This window comes from uncultured Sulfitobacter sp. (assembly GCF_947499945.1).
Taxonomy (GTDB): Bacteria; Pseudomonadota; Alphaproteobacteria; order Rhodobacterales; family Rhodobacteraceae; genus Sulfitobacter.
The window spans coordinates 14,766-30,273 of record NZ_CANMQD010000010.1; the positions used below are offsets into that span (position 1 = coordinate 14,766).

14 protein-coding genes are annotated in these 15,508 nt (G+C 57.6%); all 14 read right to left on the reverse strand.

Translation table 11 applies throughout. The features are described 5' to 3' along the window. Window positions 1–36: 36 nt before the first annotated feature. The 14 genes from hemA to bchF are packed head-to-tail and all read right to left on the reverse strand — an operon-like array spanning window position 37 to window position 15,387. Window positions 37–1,251, reverse strand: a complete 1,215-nt coding sequence (hemA, locus tag Q0775_RS19230; protein ID WP_298865028.1) for a 5-aminolevulinate synthase — start codon at window positions 1,249–1,251, stop codon at window positions 37–39. Beyond that, entirely contained in the window at window positions 1,241–2,041 is an 801-nt protein-coding gene (gene puhE / locus Q0775_RS19235; protein ID WP_298865031.1) for a putative photosynthetic complex assembly protein PuhE, read from the reverse strand. Before puhE ends, hemA begins: the two co-directional genes overlap by 11 nt. Then, a complete protein-coding gene (acsF, locus tag Q0775_RS19240; protein ID WP_298865033.1) occupies window positions 2,041–3,183 on the reverse strand; it encodes a magnesium-protoporphyrin IX monomethyl ester (oxidative) cyclase in 1,143 nt (380 codons plus the stop codon). The genes puhE and acsF overlap by 1 nt, the downstream gene beginning before the upstream one ends. Then, window positions 3,180–3,476: a hypothetical protein gene (locus Q0775_RS19245; RefSeq protein ID WP_298865036.1), complete on the reverse strand. Its 297-nt coding sequence runs from the start codon at window positions 3,474–3,476 to the stop codon at window positions 3,180–3,182. Before Q0775_RS19245 ends, acsF begins: the two co-directional genes overlap by 4 nt. Before the next feature lie 31 nt (window positions 3,477–3,507). Then, window positions 3,508–3,981: a photosynthetic complex assembly protein PuhC gene (gene puhC / locus Q0775_RS19250; RefSeq protein ID WP_298865039.1), complete on the reverse strand. Its 474-nt coding sequence runs from the start codon at window positions 3,979–3,981 to the stop codon at window positions 3,508–3,510. A 5-nt stretch (window positions 3,982–3,986) separates the two neighbouring features. Beyond that, window positions 3,987–4,622, reverse strand: coding sequence for a photosynthetic complex putative assembly protein PuhB (puhB, locus tag Q0775_RS19255; RefSeq protein ID WP_298865042.1), 636 nt, complete (start codon window positions 4,620–4,622; stop codon window positions 3,987–3,989). A gap of 60 nt (window positions 4,623–4,682) precedes the next feature. Further along, entirely contained in the window at window positions 4,683–5,456 is a 774-nt protein-coding gene (gene puhA, locus Q0775_RS19260) for a photosynthetic reaction center subunit H (RefSeq protein WP_298865045.1), read from the reverse strand. Window positions 5,457–5,483: 27 nt separating this feature from the next. Next, on the reverse strand, window positions 5,484–6,914 hold the full coding sequence (locus Q0775_RS19265) for a PucC family protein (RefSeq protein ID WP_298865117.1): 1,431 nt from the start codon (window positions 6,912–6,914) through the stop codon (window positions 5,484–5,486). Beyond that, a complete protein-coding gene (gene bchM / locus Q0775_RS19270) occupies window positions 6,914–7,582 on the reverse strand; it encodes a magnesium protoporphyrin IX methyltransferase (protein ID WP_298865047.1) in 669 nt (222 codons plus the stop codon). The genes Q0775_RS19265 and bchM overlap by 1 nt, the downstream gene beginning before the upstream one ends. Further along, window positions 7,582–8,481: a ferredoxin:protochlorophyllide reductase (ATP-dependent) iron-sulfur ATP-binding protein gene (gene bchL / locus Q0775_RS19275; protein ID WP_298865050.1), complete on the reverse strand. Its 900-nt coding sequence runs from the start codon at window positions 8,479–8,481 to the stop codon at window positions 7,582–7,584. Before bchL ends, bchM begins: the two co-directional genes overlap by 1 nt. A gap of 31 nt (window positions 8,482–8,512) precedes the next feature. Further along, window positions 8,513–12,055, reverse strand: coding sequence for a cobaltochelatase subunit CobN (locus Q0775_RS19280; RefSeq protein ID WP_298865053.1), 3,543 nt, complete (start codon window positions 12,053–12,055; stop codon window positions 8,513–8,515). Next, window positions 12,045–13,589: a ferredoxin:protochlorophyllide reductase (ATP-dependent) subunit B gene (gene bchB, locus Q0775_RS19285; protein WP_298865056.1), complete on the reverse strand. Its 1,545-nt coding sequence runs from the start codon at window positions 13,587–13,589 to the stop codon at window positions 12,045–12,047. The genes Q0775_RS19280 and bchB overlap by 11 nt, the downstream gene beginning before the upstream one ends. Further along, on the reverse strand, window positions 13,586–14,902 hold the full coding sequence (locus Q0775_RS19290; RefSeq protein ID WP_298865059.1) for a ferredoxin:protochlorophyllide reductase (ATP-dependent) subunit N: 1,317 nt from the start codon (window positions 14,900–14,902) through the stop codon (window positions 13,586–13,588). Before Q0775_RS19290 ends, bchB begins: the two co-directional genes overlap by 4 nt. Further along, a complete protein-coding gene (gene bchF / locus Q0775_RS19295; RefSeq protein ID WP_298865062.1) occupies window positions 14,899–15,387 on the reverse strand; it encodes a 2-vinyl bacteriochlorophyllide hydratase in 489 nt (162 codons plus the stop codon). The genes Q0775_RS19290 and bchF overlap by 4 nt, the downstream gene beginning before the upstream one ends. Between the last annotated feature and the right edge of the window lie 121 nt (window positions 15,388–15,508).

The window sequence follows — 15,508 nt, forward strand, 5'->3', positions numbered from 1 at the left end:
TTGAGAAACGGCCCGCATCACGCGGGCCTTTTTTATTTAAGCTACCGCGTGGCTCACGGCGCACTGCTTCCACAAGTGGCTGAGCGCATTGACCAGATGCTCGATATCCGCATCTGTGTGCAGAGGGGAGGGGGTAAAGCGCAACCGCTCGGTCCCTTTTGGCACAGTAGGATAGTTGATTGGTTGCACATAGATATCCCATTCATTCATCAGATAATCGGCCAACATGCGAGTTTTCACCGGATCCTTGATCATCACAGGCACGATATGGCTGTCGTTCATCAAATGCGGGATGCCAGCGCGGTCGAGACGCTCACGCAGTTTTGCGACTTGCACCTGATGGCGCGTCCGCTCGTCTTGCGATGTCTTGAGATGCATGATGGAGGCACGCGCCGCCGCCGCAATGGCGGGGGGTAGGGCGGTGGTAAAGATAAAGCCGGAGGCGAAGCTGCGGATGAAATCGCACAGAGCGACAGAGCCGGTGATATACCCGCCGACAACCCCAAATGCTTTGCCAAGTGTGCCTTCAATCAGAGTGATACGATCGGCCAGACCTTCACGCTCGGAAATGCCACCACCGCGCGGACCGTAGAGGCCGACGCCATGCACTTCGTCGAGATAGCTCATCGCGCCATATTTTTCGCAGACTTCGACAATTTCGCGCATCGGGCAGATGTCGCCATCCATCGAATAGACAGATTCGAATGCCACAATCTTCGGAACGTTCGCGGGCAAGGCGGCCAGCTTGGCTTCAAGATCGGCCACATCGTTATGCTTCCACAAAACCTTCTTGGCCTTGGAGTGGCGGATGCCTTCGATCATGCTGGCGTGGTTGCCGCTATCGCTCAGGATCACGCAATTCTCCAGACGTGAGCCGAGGCAGGATAGGGCCGCCCAGTTGGAGACATAGCCGGAAGTGAACAGCAGCGCCGCCTCCTTGCCATGTAAATCAGCCAGCTCGGCCTCAAGCAAAAGGTGGTCGTGGTTCGTGCCGGAAATGTTGCGCGTACCGCCTGCACCTGTGCCCGTGCGCTGGACCGCTTCACACATGGCGGCGATGGTCAGGGGGTTTTGACCCATGCCGAGATAGTCATTGGAACACCAAACCGTCACATCGCGCTTTTCGCCGTCAACGTGATTAGACGCGTGCGGAAATTTCCCAGCCTTGCGTTCGAGTTCGGCAAAATAGCGGTAGTTGCCATCGGATTTAAGCTGGTCAATCTGTTCGTTAAATAGCGCGTCAAAGTTCATTGGTTTGGTCCTGTCTTGAAGTCGCGGAGTCGGGCAGCATCCAGCGCCAGAGCTTGGCATCGGGCAGGGGTACCACCATCAACCAATGCTCAAGTGCGGCAAGAACCGCGAGCGCTGTAAGCAAAGAGAAGCCGACCGTTGTGGCTTGAGTTTCGGCAGTGATGAGACGCTCAGCAAAGCAAACTGCCGTAACGCTCAGGAAAGTGACACCAATCGGGAAGGCCATCGTGATCGGCCCTTGGCGGAAGTATGATTTGATATGGTCGAGGGGGGTTGGCACGAATTCAGTGTTGATCCGAGGCACCCCGAAAAAGAGATTAAGCTTGGCCGAGATCCGCGCAACAAAGAGGATTACATAGGTCCAGAAGCCTACGGTATTTTCTGCATGTGCGGAGATCATGGCAACGGCGAGCAGGGCTGCGACAAGCAGAAGTTCATGGCGCGAGATTGTATCCCATGCGCGGGCAAAACGGGCGTGGCCTGTGAGTGTGTCGGGGCAGGGGCGGCGTTCGGGTCCCGTGATGATGCCCGACAAAAATGCCAACTCAATCCAGCCCCAGATGAGCAGCACAGAGACAAACGCAAGATAAGCATTGGCAACTGTCATCGCTTGGGAGCTGATCCACAGACCCGCGAACCCCAGTGCAAACAGCGGTACGGACAAAAACACATTGCGTCCATGCGCCACCTGATCACCGGCATCGGCCCGCCGCACCACAAGCAGAATTGCACCGGTGAAGAACCACCAGGCAAAAAGTGCTATTGCTGCGGCGGACCATGCGGATGTCATTAGTACGTCGGCTCCATCACTGTGCTTTCGGGGACCTCGTTCTTGATCGCGGGGATCGTGAAGAGAGCGACGAATGCGTAGGCCGCTTTTGCCATGCCGCCCAGCCGGGTGATGGTGCCACCGATGCCACCGCGCGCTTTGCCTTCCGCGACTTGGCGGCTGGCCGCTTCCATACGGTCGAGGTTCGGACGCCAGCGTGCGTGGTCGATATCGAGAACAAACGGGAAGATCTGGCGCGTACCCTCGGATGTTTTGCGGAACACTTCCTGTCCATACCATGTCACGTCAACGCCGAGCGCCTCGTGGAACACAGGGCGCTGGTGATCGCGGACCCACATGGTGGAATAAACGGCAGTGAGGAAGAACTTGATCCAGAGTTTATTAACGAAACTCTCGGTTAGTTTTGGTTCGGTTTTGATCAGCAGGGCAAAGGCTTCGCCGTGGCGGAACTCGTCATTGCACCATTCGCGGAACCATTGGAATATCGGGTGGAACACTTTGTCGGGGTGCTCCTCCAAGTGGCGGTAGATGGTGATGTAGCGGGCATAGCCGATCTTCTCACTCAGGTACGTCGCATAGTAGATGAACTTGGGGCGGAAGTAGGTGTACTTCTTTTGCTGTGTCAGAAAGCCGAGGTTCACGCGAATACCCGCTTCGCGTAGCGCATCGTTGATGAAACCCGCATGGCGGGCTTCATCGCGCGCCATCAGTTGGAACAGCGTTGTGATGTCTGAGTTACTGCCTCGGCGCTTCATCTCTTTGTAGAGAACGCAGCCCGAGAATTCGGCGGTACAGGAGGAAATCAAAAAGTCGATGAACTCGGCCTTGAGCTTTGGCTCCATGCCTTCCCAATCAGCCTGCCATTTGTCGGTTTTCTTGAAATGACCTTTATTGGGGTCAGATTGCATCTCTGCGATCAGGGCATCCCAATCCTTGCGCACTGGCGTCACGTCGAGTGCGTCCATTTCCGCAAAGTCAGTGGTGTAGAAACGCGGGGTCAGCAACGTATTCTGCATCGCGACTTGTGTTGCTTCATCCGATGTAATCATCTTGGAATCTAGCGCGTCCTGTGCGGCGATCGCCTCTTCTGCGGTGTCGGCATAGGCGGAATGGGACGGCGTTGGTTTGTTCTGGACGTTCATGACATCACCTCTTCGGAGAAGGAGAACTCACACAGTTCCATAAATTCGAAATCACCAGTGGCGCGGGTCCACATCTGCTCAAGTTTCGAAGCGCGGGTGATGGTGGCGATGCGCTCTTCCACGACCAATTCGCCGTAGGGGGCCATAATCTCGGCGCCGTGCACCAGCACGCTATCGCCGGGGTTGATGACGGCCCCGTTGAGGAATTTGACATGTGCGGAGAGTTCTTCAAAGCGGTGCGAGATCGTGACCTCGCAGGGCGCTTGCTCGCGTGTTCTTGTAAATAGTCCCATGATATTCAGTCCCTTGAACAATGGTTGCGTATCAGTCGATCAGCGTGGCGAACGCTGCGACATTGTCTTTGCCGTACCCGATGAGTTCGAGGGTCCAGCCGGTGGTATCGTCGATAACATCCACGCGGCCTCCTATCCGGCGCACGATACGGATGGGGGCGGTGGCGTCTGTGCCCTGTACCTTGCGCTCGCGCATGACAGCAACCCAGACCACGTCGATGAAGCCCGCTTTATTCTCTGATGATGATGCGATCTGCGCCCCTGACTCGTCTAGAAGAATGATACCACTGCTGCGGTCGCCTGCAAAGGTAACTGTGCGTTCTGCCACGATTTCTGGCAGGCTGGCGATGGCTGTGGGGGGCATGCCCGTCAGCTTGGCAAAGGAGACAAGCGCCAGCGATGCTGCCATCAGGGCGAACATGGCGATGACCAGAAAACGCGGGACCATATCGCGGTCACGCTCTTTCATCTGGTTGGCGAGGGAGGCGGTTTGGGAAAGGTTCATATCACTTACTCCGCTGCAACGGCGCTTGGGGCGCTCTCGGTGCGTTCAATTTTGGGCTCGTGCACGCGGGTTTCTGCGGCGTCGGCAAAGATCTGGGCAACGCGGGCGGCATCAGGGATGGCGCGGAAAGATGGCTGGGCCTTGGAAATGTTCCAGGCGCGCACATGCGGCCATGTCATGAGATAGCTGATGCGCGTATCGCCGATCAGCTCAAAGCTGATGGTGCCGTGGCCGTTCTTGGATGTCTTGAGCGCGGCATTCCCGATGCAAACATAAGGCAGGTTCAGCGTCATCGTGAGGGCCGCACCAATGCGCATCGCCGCACGTTTGTTTGTGAGAGTGTAGACTGTCGATTTCGCCTGCACATAGGCAAGACCGTAAATCACCAGACAGGCAACAGCACCCGCGAGAAGCAGTGGAACGCCGTGGCCCATCGCAGTGGGCAGTGGCACGGAGGCGGAAGACACCCCCGCGCGCCAGATTGCAAGCACCACGAAGTACCCCATGATCCAGTTCAGCTTCCATGCCTCTTTCGCAAGGCGCAGTGGTGTTGGCGCGCCTTGCCACAGGATGTGCTCTCCCTCGGGCAATGCTTCGGGAAGGCCGTGAACCGGTTCGAATTTGAAGTCATCGTGATGCATTTTGGTAGTCCCCTAATGTGGTGTCCGGGCTGGTGGCTATCCCAGCCTGAAAGCTGTTGTTTAAAGTTGTGGCTCAAGGCGTTTGGCATCAGCATAAAGCGTGCCACCACCGAAGTAGGCCATGATCTTCTCTTCTTCGAGCAGCGTGATGGAGTTCGCGGCCTTGATCTGCGGCACAGCGGCAAAGTTCGCACCATAGATTGAGCGCACAACAACGCGATCCGACTTTACCTTGGCAAAGTTGAACGGGATCAGGCAGGTTTTCCCCGTACCTTCAGGATTGAGGTCAACCGTAAGGAAACGCACATACTGTTCTGGTACGTCGATCCACATGTCCGTGACGCGGCCCACAACTTCACCGTCGCCAGCAACAACAGGTTTGCCGCGCGGATCTGTGCCTGCGGAAACGGTAAAATCCTCCAGTGTGCTCATTGGTTGAATTTTATTGTGGCCGTGCGCGTCAAGTTCGGGATGATCCTCGCGCGGTGCCCATGCGGCAGGTCCGATCCCGTCAATCATCGGGTTGCCCGTGGGCACATAAGGAGAGCCTGCGGCTTGTGACGTCTGCTCCATCGCCAGATTGTCGCGGTCACCGCGCTGGCCGGAGGGTAGTGTCAGCACACCGCGCCCATCGCGCAAGTGAAACGTTTTGTCCTTTGGGACGGGGAAAGGCCCTTGGTTTGGCGCTTCTTGTCCGTCGTCGGTTTGCAAAGGGTAGCCTTCGCGCATGTTCTCGGTCTGGAGATAATACACCAGCCCCGCGAAAAAGATCCAAAAGAGCCAGATTGCGGCGCTTGCCAGATCGAAGTTTCCAAAAAATTCTGTGCCAACCATTAGGGGGTCCTCCGTGTTGGGATTTCGTTACGTAGGGAAGTCAGCAAGGCCTACGCGCCCTGCTTGTGGAGTCGTAATGCGCCGCGTCCGTACCAATGGACCCACCGCAATCAGTGTCGCAAAAAGAAGGCCGATTTCGATGTGGTAAACCACCGAATAGCCGGTCGTGGCGTTTTGCATGCCGGGGCCGAAAGTGCCCGCCATGGCAGCGGAATTGACCACATCGCGCAACGCCCCACCGATAAAGATCGAGAGACCAGCGGCCGTGGCCTGTGCGGCACCCCATGCGCCAAGGGCGAGACCCTTACCTGCAAGGCTGCCTGTTTCCAGCGTCATGGCCGCAGTCAGCGTTGAGATCGCAAACAGTCCGGAGCCGAGCCCGATGCCAAAGGCACCCGCAAAGAAGAGTGTTCCGCTCTCCAGTGGTGCCGCAAAGATTACCGCGCAGAATGCGACGATCCCGATCAGCAGCCCGCGTGCGGACATCATGTAGGTGTCAACGCCCATCTTGAGCCAACGCGCTGCAAAAGCGAACCCGATGAGCGCGCCAAAAGCCCACATCGCGGTCAGCAGCGTCGTGGCCGAGACCGAAAGCCCCAGCACCTCACCGCCATACGGCTCCAGGAGGACATCCTGCATGTTGAAGGCCAGAGTGCCGAGGAAGACAGCGACCAGCAGACGCTTGGCCGAGTTGTTCGTCGTCAGGTCGCGCCATGCATCCGAGAACGTAGGTTTAGCCGCTTCGCGCTCTGCGCGTGTCATCGGGTTCATGCGTTCTTGCTTCCACAGGGCGATGACATTGAGGACAAGAGTGACCACAGCCGTGCCTTGCACAACCTGAATGAGGCGCAATTGACTGAAATCACGCAGTAACGTGCCGATGATAATCGCCGCCACGGCCATGCCGACCAGCAGCATTACGTAAAGAAGGGCCACCACTTGGGGCCGTGTCTCGTCCGTGGCGCGGTCGGCTGCGAGGGCGAGGCCAGCGGTTTGGGTCATGTGCATGCCGAGACCTGTGAGCAGGAACGCGAGGGCGGCCCCAACTTCACCCGCCCACGCAGGACCGGCGGCTTGCTCACCGTTCAGGAGCAGCAGACCGAAGGGCATGATGGCAAAGCCACCAAACTGCCACAGGCTGCCGAACCAGAGATAGGGAATACGCTTCCACCCGATCGCAGAGCGGTAGGTGTCGGAACGGAAGCCAAGCAGAGCACGGAAAGGGGCGACCAGAACGGGAATGGCAATCATGATGGCCACGATCCACGCCATCACACCTAATTCGACGATCATCACGCGGTTCAGCGTGCCGAGCAGCATAACCGCCGCCATACCGACCGAGACCTGAAACAGCGACATGCGCATCAACTGGCCCAGCGGCAAATCATCACTTATCGCGTCCGCAAAAGGCAGCGAGCGCAGGGTGAGAGCCTTCAAACCTTTCTTGGTCGGGATCATCATGACGTGAACTCCAACGCATTCGAGATGTAGAAGCCTGACGTGACGCGACCGATGTCGCGCAGCTTGCCGCGTGTGAGTTTGCTTGCGATGGAGGCGGGTGTGTGCGGCACCATCGTCGGCGAACGGTCGGCACGCGGAAAGAGTTTGCCAGCGCGCCACATGAGCATCAGCAGTGGGGTGCGCGGGGCAACGGTAAAGATCATCTTGCCCGACAGACGCGGGGCGATCCCGTCCAGAATGTTTGCGATGTCAGCGGCAGTGTAATAAATCATGCTGTCCATCGCGACCACATGATCGAACGCGCCAAGAGCAGGGTTGAGCATGTCGCCGGAGGAAAACTGGATCTTGCGGTCCAGCTTGCGTGGTCTCCGCTTTGTCGCAATATCAATGAGTTGGGGAGAGATATCCACGCCCACCACATCTGCGCCACGTTCTGCTAATTCAAACGCCAGTGCGCCCGTGCCACAGCCCGCGTCCAAGATCCGCGCACCGCGCAGATCGTCAGGCAGAGCGGCAATGATATTTGCGCGCATCTCGTCACGACCCTTGCGCACCGTCGCACGAATGCCTGACACGGGCGCGTCCGAGGTCAGACGCTCCCATGTCTTGGTCGCAGTCCGGTCGAAGTATGTCTCGACGCGGTTTCTGGTGGCCTCATATGACATTAATCAAACCCGAGCAGATCAAAGATTTCACGGTCGGGCAGGGACTTTGGTGCCAAAGGATCGGTGCCCGCCCAGAGCGTATTGGCCAGACGGATGTATTCCGCTTGAACTGCTGCGATGTCGTCGTCGAGTTCCATCTCAAAGAGCGTCTTTTTCTTGAGACGTGAGCGACGGATCGCATCGAGATCGGGCAGGTGGGCCAAACGGTTGAACCCGACAGTCTCGCAATAGCGGTCCACCTCGTTAGTGTCCTTGGAGCGGTTGGCAACGCAACCGGCGAGGCGCACTTTGTAGTTGGCAGACTTTGCTTCGACGGCGGCAATAATGCGGTTCATCGCATAGATGCTGTCGAAGTCATTGGCCGTTACGATCAACGCGCGATCGGCGTGTTGCAGAGGGGCAGCAAAGCCACCGCAGACCACATCACCCAGCACGTCAAAAATCACTACGTCAGTGTCTTCGAGAAGGTGATGCTGTTTGAGCAATTTCACGGTCTGGCCGACCACATACCCACCGCAACCCGTACCTGCGGGTGGGCCACCGGCCTCAACGCATTTCACACCACCATAACCTTCAAACACAAAATCTTCTGCGCGTAGCTCTTCAGGGTGGAAATCCACCTCTTTGAGGATGTCGATCACAGTCGGGATCAGCTTACCCGTCAGTGTAAATGTGCTGTCATGCTTGGGATCACAACCGATTTGCAAAACGCGTTTGCCCATCTTGGAGAACGCCGCGGAGAGGTTTGATGACGTGGTGGATTTACCAATCCCGCCCTTACCGTAAACGGCAAAAACCTTTGCGCCTTCGATCTTGTCTGCGTTGTCCAGTTGGACCTGAACGGAGCCTTCTCCGTCTTGGCCGCGCAGGTTTGGCATACCTTTATCAAGTGGGCTCATGTTGTTTTTCCCTTATTCAAAGTCGGTGAGGTCATTCGGCTGCAATGCCCTCGAGTTGGTCTTCAATGGCGTCTGCAGCATTTTGCAGCGCGGCGAGTGTTGCGTCGTCTGGTGTCCAATACTGGCGGTCCGATGCTTCGAGCAGGCGGTTGGCCATGCGCATGGACGCTTGGGGGTTGAGGTCCGACAGGCGTTTGCGCATCGCGTCATCGAGCACGAAAGTCTCGGAGAGGCGTTGGTAAATCCATGGATCCACCTTGCCCGTGGTTGCGGACCAACCGACGGTATTGGTGATGTTCGCCTCAAGGATGCGCACACCCTCGTGACCGTGTTTCAACAGCGGCTCGTAGAACGCGGGGTTCAAGTTGCGTGCGCGGGTTTCGAGCGAGACTTGGTCGCGCAGGGTGCGTACTTTGGTGCCGCCAGTGGTTTGATCACCGATATAAACGGGCAGTTCTTTGCCGCCTTGAGCGCGTTTTACCGCAGTGGCAATGCCACCCAGCGTATCGAAATAGTGATCGACGGATGTGACACCTAACTCGACTGATTCAAGGTTTTGGTAAGCCAGATCGACCTGCTTGAGCGTATCCTCAAGGAGCGCCGTTTGCTGGCTCGCCTCACCGTCCATGCCGTAGGCAAAGCTTTTGCGCGCTTGGTACGCGTCGGCCAATTCGCTTTCGTCATCAAAGGCAGAGCTGTCGACGAGTTGGTTAACATTGGAGCCATAAGCACCCTCGGCATTGGAAAACACACGCAAAGCGGCGGTTTTCATATCGCAGCCGTTGCTCTCCATAAATGCCAGCGCATGGGCGCGGATCGGGTTGTACTCATTCGGCTCATTCGCAATGGCGCATTGGTAGGCGGCATCGGCCAGCAACTTGGTCTGCAAGGGCAGCAGGTCGCGGAAGATGCCGGACAGCGTCATAATGACATCAACACGTGCGCGGCCCAGCTCAGAGAGTGGCACCAGATTGGCACCACACAGACGGCCATGGGCGTCAAAGCGTGCGGTGCAGCCCATCAAACTCAACGCCTGGGCAATCGGGCCGCCGTTGGATTTGATGTTGTCACTGCCCCAAAGGACCAGCGCCACAGTGCGCGGCATGCAATCATGGGTGCGCAGCAGTTCATCGGCTTGCTTTTTACCGTTCATCATCGCTTCTGCGGTGGGCATGCGGAAGGGGTCAAACGCGTGGATGTTGCGACCCGTGGGCAGGATATCGGGTGCGCGAATCACGTCGCCGCCGTGGACGGGCGCAATGTATTGACCGTTGAGCGCGCGCATGAGCGCGGGCAATTCGGCATCTTCGCTGAGATGCTTTTTCGCGGTCGCACGCTCCAGCGGCGTGGCGAAATCCATCTGGTTCAGGGTTGTCTCGATATTTTCAGCCGTGCCCGTTTTCCCGACGATGTGCAGCCCTTCGGGGATCAGGCTCGCCTCGGTTTCCAAGAGCGTGAGCCACAGGGTATCGAGGTTAGAGGCGTCCATATCAACGGCTTCGGCCTGAACGCGGATCAATTCTTCCAGATCACTGCTGTCCGTCTCGGGCGAGGCGCTGCGCCATTGGTTCAGCGACTCCTTGAGGGACGTCAGCCCCTTATACAGACCCGCATTCTGCAGCGGCGGCGTAAGGTAGGTCACGGTCGTCGCACCAATGCGGCGCTTGGCCAGTGTCGCCTCGGACGGGTTGTTGGCGGCATAGAGATAGATATTTGGCAGGTTGCCCATCATGCGGTCAGGCCAGCATTTGGAGCCGACACCGTTCTGCTTACCGGGCATGAACTCAAGCGCGCCGTGCATGCCGAAATGCAGAACGACATCGGCTTTCAGGTCATGCTTGATGTACTGATAGAATGCGTTGAACGAATGGGTGGGGGCAAAACCGCGCTCGAACAACAGGCGCATCGGATCGCCTTCATAGCCAAAGGTGGGCTGAACGCCGACAAAGACTTTGCCGAAATGCGCACCGAGGATGAAGACCTCACGGCCGTTTGCTTGAATCTTGCCGGGTGCAGGGCCCCAGACGGCCTCGATTTCCGACAGCCATGGGGTGCGCTTGACCAGTTGATCAGCGGTTACGGTCGTAGCGACATTGGCCTCTTGACCATAGACTTCGCGGTTGCCGTGCAGGACGACCTCGCGCAGCTCCTCAACGGTGGCTGGGGGCGTTACATCATAGCCGCTGCGCTTCATCTCGTGCAGGGTGTTGTGCAAGCTCTCGAAGACCGACAGATACGCAGCAGTGCCAGCAGCGCCCGCATTTGGCGGGAAACCAAAGAGCACAATTGCAGCGGTTTTGTCCGCGTTGCGCTGGCGGCGAAGTGTGCCGAGGCGCATGGCTTTGTCCACCAGCGCGTCGATGCGCTCGGGGCAGGGCGCCATGGCCTTCACGGCGCTTGTCGCTTTGCACGCAACGGGGCAGTGGTCACATCCATCCGAGCCGTGACGGCCCGCGAAAACAGTTGGGTTGGTAGCACCGTCTAGCTCTGGCAACGCGATCAGCATCGTCGTCTCAATGGGGCTGAGGCCCTGACCACCCGCGGCCCATTCAGCCAGCGTTTGGAACTCCAGCGGTTGCGCGTTGAGGTAGGGCACATCGAGTGCTTTGAGTGCGTCAACGGCTGCGTCACTGTCGTTATAGGCAGGGCCACCAACGAGGGAGAAACCTGTGAGCGAGACCAGCGCATCAATGCGGCCCATGTGGTAGGCATCCATCGCAGGACGACCGTCAAGACCACCCGCAAATCCTGCAATCACGCGACAGCCTTTAGCCTCGAATGTGCGAATAACGTGATCATAGTGGGCCGTATCTGCCGACAGGATATAGCTGCGCAACATCAGGATACCGATGGTCGGGCCGTTCCCTTTGATCGGCAAATCATCCAGATCAGTGGTGATGTGCATGTCGGGCAGATCGGGGTGATAGAGGCCACAATCAGGGTAATCGACAGGCTCGGCTGCTTTGATCCCGCGCCATTCGGCCACGCTGGTATAGCGCCCGATCAGAAAGCGGATCATGTTTTCGATGTTCGTGTCGGAGCCGCCGAGCCAGTACTGCATGGCGAGGAACCAGGCGCGCAGGTCTTGGCTTTTGCCAGGGATTAGCTTGAGAATTTTTGGAATGCGGCGCAGCATCTTCATCTGGCCTGCGCCGGATTTGCCGGATGATTTCGACGGCTTGAGCTTTTTTAGCAAACCCATTGCACCACTTGCAGGGCGCGACATGTCCAGATCGCCCATGCGGGTTAGCTGTGTGATCTCTTGGTCCGAGACAACTCCAACAAGGGCATCTAGCGCATCGCGGCGTCCTTTGAGGGCGGGCAGAATGGCGCGGACATGATCCTCGAGGAACAGCACGCAGTTCACAACGATGTTGGCCGTAGCGATGTCATCCAGAGCGTCTTGCAGTGCTGCGGGGTTTTTTTCCCATTCGGCGGCTGCGTGAATTTTGATGTTCAGACCCGGGAAATCCATCGCAAGCGCTGGCGCCACACGGGCGGCAGGTCCGGCGGCGTGCCGGTCGAGTGTGATGATTACGAAGTTATAGACAGGTCCGGCTAATTCATCGCGCATAATGGGCCTTTGCATCATAGAGGGTGTCGACCGAAATTTCGGCCAACCCTTTTTCAACTGCGTAGGCTTCGGTGTTGCGGCGTGCTTTGCCGCGCACGAAGAACGGGATTTTCTTGAGCTCTTTTTCCGCAAGTGGCAGCCAGATAATTTCGCCTGAAGGCTGAACTTCGGGGGTCAGTTGTGGCTGTGCTGGTGCTTCTGTTTGTGATGATTTCGACGCAGGTGCGTGGCCGCCGTGATGGCTTGGCCCTGCTGCATCGTTGAACTCGAAATCTTCGCGGAACATGTGCAACAGGTGCTCTTCGAGACCCATGACCAGCGGATGTACCCATGTGTCGAACAAGACATTCGCGCCCTCGAAACCCATCTGGGGGGAGTAGCGGGCGGGGAAATCTTGAACGTGAACGGGCGCGGAGATTACGGCGCAGGGGATGCCCAAACGCTTGCCGATGTGCCGTTCCATCTGTGTCCCAAGGATCATTTCGGGCTGGAGCGCCTCAATAGCTTCCTCGACTTCGAGGTAGTCGTCGGTGATTAGCGCCTCAAGACCGTAATCTTTTGCCAATGCGCGGATTGGGCGGGCGAATTCGCGGTTGTAACAGCCCATGCCAGCGACTTCGAAACCCATCTCGTCACGGGCGAAACGGGCAGCGGCGGCGACATGTGTGCCATCGCCAAAAATGAACACGCGCTTGCCAGTGAGGTAGGTGCTGTCCACTGAACGGCTCCACCATGACTGGCGAGAGTTCTGCATATCGATAGTGGAGGTGCTGCCTGTGAGGGCGCGGATTTCGGCGATGAAATCGTTTGTGGCGCCAACGCCGATCGGCACGACTTTAGTGTACGGCTGGCCAAATGTTTTCTCGCAATACCGCGCCGCACTCTCGCCCGTTTCAGGGTAGAGCAGCACGTTGAAATGCGCCTGACCCATCTTGGCAATGTCTGAGGGGGAGGAGCCCATCGGGCCGGTCACGTTGACCTCGATGCCCATTTCATAAAGCAGGTTTGTGATCTCTTGCACGTCGTCGCGGTGACGAAAGCCTAGGGCAGTTGGCCCAAGAATATTGCAGGAGATACGCGCAGTTTTTTCCATCGGCTTTGCCAGATGGCGCACGATTTGCAGGAATGTCTCATCCGCGCCAAAATTCTCTTTACGCTGGTAGCTGGGCAGTTCCAGCGGAATAATCGGCACGGGCAGGCCCATAGTTTCGGCCAGACCTGCGGGGTCGTCTTGGATCAGCTCGGCAGTGCAGGAGGCGCCAACGATCATCGCTTCGGGTTTAAAACGGTCATAGGCTTCTTGACAGGCTTGCTTGAACAAACCGCCTGTGTCGCGGCTCAGATCGCGGGCCTGAAATGTAGTGTAAGTCACGGGTGGACGGTGATCGCGGCGCTCGATCATGGTGAACAACAGGTCGGCGTATGTGTCACCTTGGGGTGCGTGCAGGACGTAATGCAGACCCGTCATGCCAGTGGCAACGCGCATCGCGCCGACATGCGGCGGGCCTTCATATGTCCAAACGGTGAGCTTCATGCGCGGGCCTCCGCGAACATCGGATCAGATGTGCTTTCGCCATGCTTGAGGATGCCCTTGCGGCGTAGGGGGCGGGCGAAGAGGGCGGCAAGATCGCCTGCCTGTTCGTAGAAATGAACAGGGGTGAAGACCAGTTCGATCGCCCATTTGGTGGACAGCCCTTCGGCTTCCAGTGGGTTGGCGAGGCCGAGGCCGCAGACCGTCAGATCGGGACGCGCTTCGCGGCAGCGGTCGAGTTGCAGATCGACGTCTTGGCCTTCGGAGATTTGTGGGCCTTCGGGCAGCAGGTCAAGATCGGGACCGTGCAGCGCATCGTGGATATAGGGGGAGCCGACTTCGAGCGGGGTCATGCCACATTCACGCGCAAGGAAGCGGGCGAGGGGGATTTCCAACTGGCTGTCGGGGAAGAAGAAGACTGTCTTGCCTGTAAGCGTTTCGGCGGCTGCTGCGACTGCTTGGCGGGCACGGCGGCGGGGGGCTTCGGTCACTTTGTCGAACAGGTCGCGGTCAACACCGAATTCTTCTGCAACGGCGGAGAGCCATGCTGTTGTGCCTTCTTCGCCAAGGGGGAAGGGCGCTTGGATATGTTTCGCACCGCGGCGCTCGAGTGCGGCGTGAGTCTCGCTCAGGAAAGGTTGGGTCAGGGCATAGATGGTGTTTTCGCCGATACCCATTTCATCATCAATGTTGCGAGCAGGCAGGACACGCACAGGACCGATGCCCATAGCTTCCAACAGGCCAAGCATTTGATCCTCAACCACATCGGGCAATGCACCGACAACCAGCAACTCACGCGCATCTGACTGCGGGAGCACGGGAACCATAGAAGCAAGACAGGCATCCTCGCCTTGGGTGAATGTCGTCTCAATGCCGGAACCGGAATATTCCAGCACGCGTACTTTGGGTGCAAATTCTTGGGTGAGGCGCTCGGCGGCGCGGCTCAGGTCGAGCTTGATCACTTCGGAGGGGCAGGAACCCACAAGAAAAAGCTGACGAATGTCAGGGCGACGTGACAGAAGGCGCGCGACTTCGCGGTCGAGCTCTTTATGGGCGTCATTCAACCCGGCGAGGTCTGATTCTTCGAGAATCGCTGTGCCAAACCGTGGCTCGGCGAAGATCATAACACCTGCGGCAGACTGAAGAAGGTGTGCACAAGTGCGTGAACCGACAACTAAAAAGAACGCATCCTGAATTTTGCGGTGCAGCCAGATGATACCTGTCAAACCACAGAAAACCTCACGCTGTCCGCGTTGCTTGAGAACAGGGGAAGTGCGGCAACCAAGTGCCGGGGGAGGGGGTGTCAGATCGTTCATGCGGGAACCTCAGATTGCAGCCGCGCAATGCGCAGTTTCCACAGGAATTGACCTGCGTTGATAACGTATGTGATGTAGGCGGCCAGTGTGATCAGCATCAGCGTTTGCGGCACAATTGACCCTGTGATTAGCCCATATAAATATAAGGTATGAAGGGCGATCACGACAAAGCTGAACACGTCCTCCCAGAAGAAGCCGGGGGCGAACAGGTACTGGCCGAAGACGACTTTCTCCCAGATCGCGCCAGTGACCATGATGAGGTAGAGCGCGGCGGTTTTGGCGAGCACCGAAACCGTCGCGGCATAGTAGCCTTCACCCGTGGTGAGATAGCGCAGAACAAGAGCCAGCGAGATCAGAAAAATCACGAATTGAACGGGGGCCAATATCCCCTGCACCAGCGTCCAGACAGAACCATCCCGCCGCGCCCGTTGGGCAGGGGTGTAGAGCGGCTGGTATTGTGCGCTGCGCTGTTGCGGGCGTCCCATCTAGTGATCCTCTGGTTAAAACCTTTCAAGAAATTTGACACCGAATACACCAAGTGTCAACTTTGATTTACACTTTTGAAAATTGACTGATTTTAAACACGTTTAGCTTACCTATTGTAAA

Bases quoted from the DNA above. Each gene is read 5' to 3' on its own strand.
- puhA (WP_298865045.1), bottom strand. From the start codon at position 5,456: ATGGTTGGCACAGAATTTTTTGGAAACTTCGATCTGGCAAGCGCCGCA.
- puhC (WP_298865039.1), bottom strand. From the start codon at position 3,981: ATGAACCTTTCCCAAACCGCCTCCCTCGCCAACCAGATGAAAGAGCGT.
- puhE (WP_298865031.1), bottom strand. From the start codon at position 2,041: ATGACATCCGCATGGTCCGCCGCAGCAATAGCACTTTTTGCCTGGTGG.
- Q0775_RS19265 (WP_298865117.1), bottom strand. From the start codon at position 6,914: ATGATCCCGACCAAGAAAGGTTTGAAGGCTCTCACCCTGCGCTCGCTG.
- Q0775_RS19245 (WP_298865036.1), bottom strand. From the start codon at position 3,476: ATGGGACTATTTACAAGAACACGCGAGCAAGCGCCCTGCGAGGTCACG.
- acsF (WP_298865033.1), bottom strand. From the start codon at position 3,183: ATGAACGTCCAGAACAAACCAACGCCGTCCCATTCCGCCTATGCCGAC.
- bchM (WP_298865047.1), bottom strand. From the start codon at position 7,582: ATGTCATATGAGGCCACCAGAAACCGCGTCGAGACATACTTCGACCGG.
- Q0775_RS19290 (WP_298865059.1), bottom strand. From the start codon at position 14,902: ATGAACGATCTGACACCCCCTCCCCCGGCACTTGGTTGCCGCACTTCC.
- bchB (WP_298865056.1), bottom strand. From the start codon at position 13,589: ATGAAGCTCACCGTTTGGACATATGAAGGCCCGCCGCATGTCGGCGCG.
- hemA (WP_298865028.1), bottom strand. From the start codon at position 1,251: ATGAACTTTGACGCGCTATTTAACGAACAGATTGACCAGCTTAAATCC.
- puhB (WP_298865042.1), bottom strand. From the start codon at position 4,622: ATGCATCACGATGACTTCAAATTCGAACCGGTTCACGGCCTTCCCGAA.
- Q0775_RS19280 (WP_298865053.1), bottom strand. From the start codon at position 12,055: ATGCGCGATGAATTAGCCGGACCTGTCTATAACTTCGTAATCATCACA.
- bchL (WP_298865050.1), bottom strand. From the start codon at position 8,481: ATGAGCCCACTTGATAAAGGTATGCCAAACCTGCGCGGCCAAGACGGA.
- bchF (WP_298865062.1), bottom strand. From the start codon at position 15,387: ATGGGACGCCCGCAACAGCGCAGCGCACAATACCAGCCGCTCTACACC.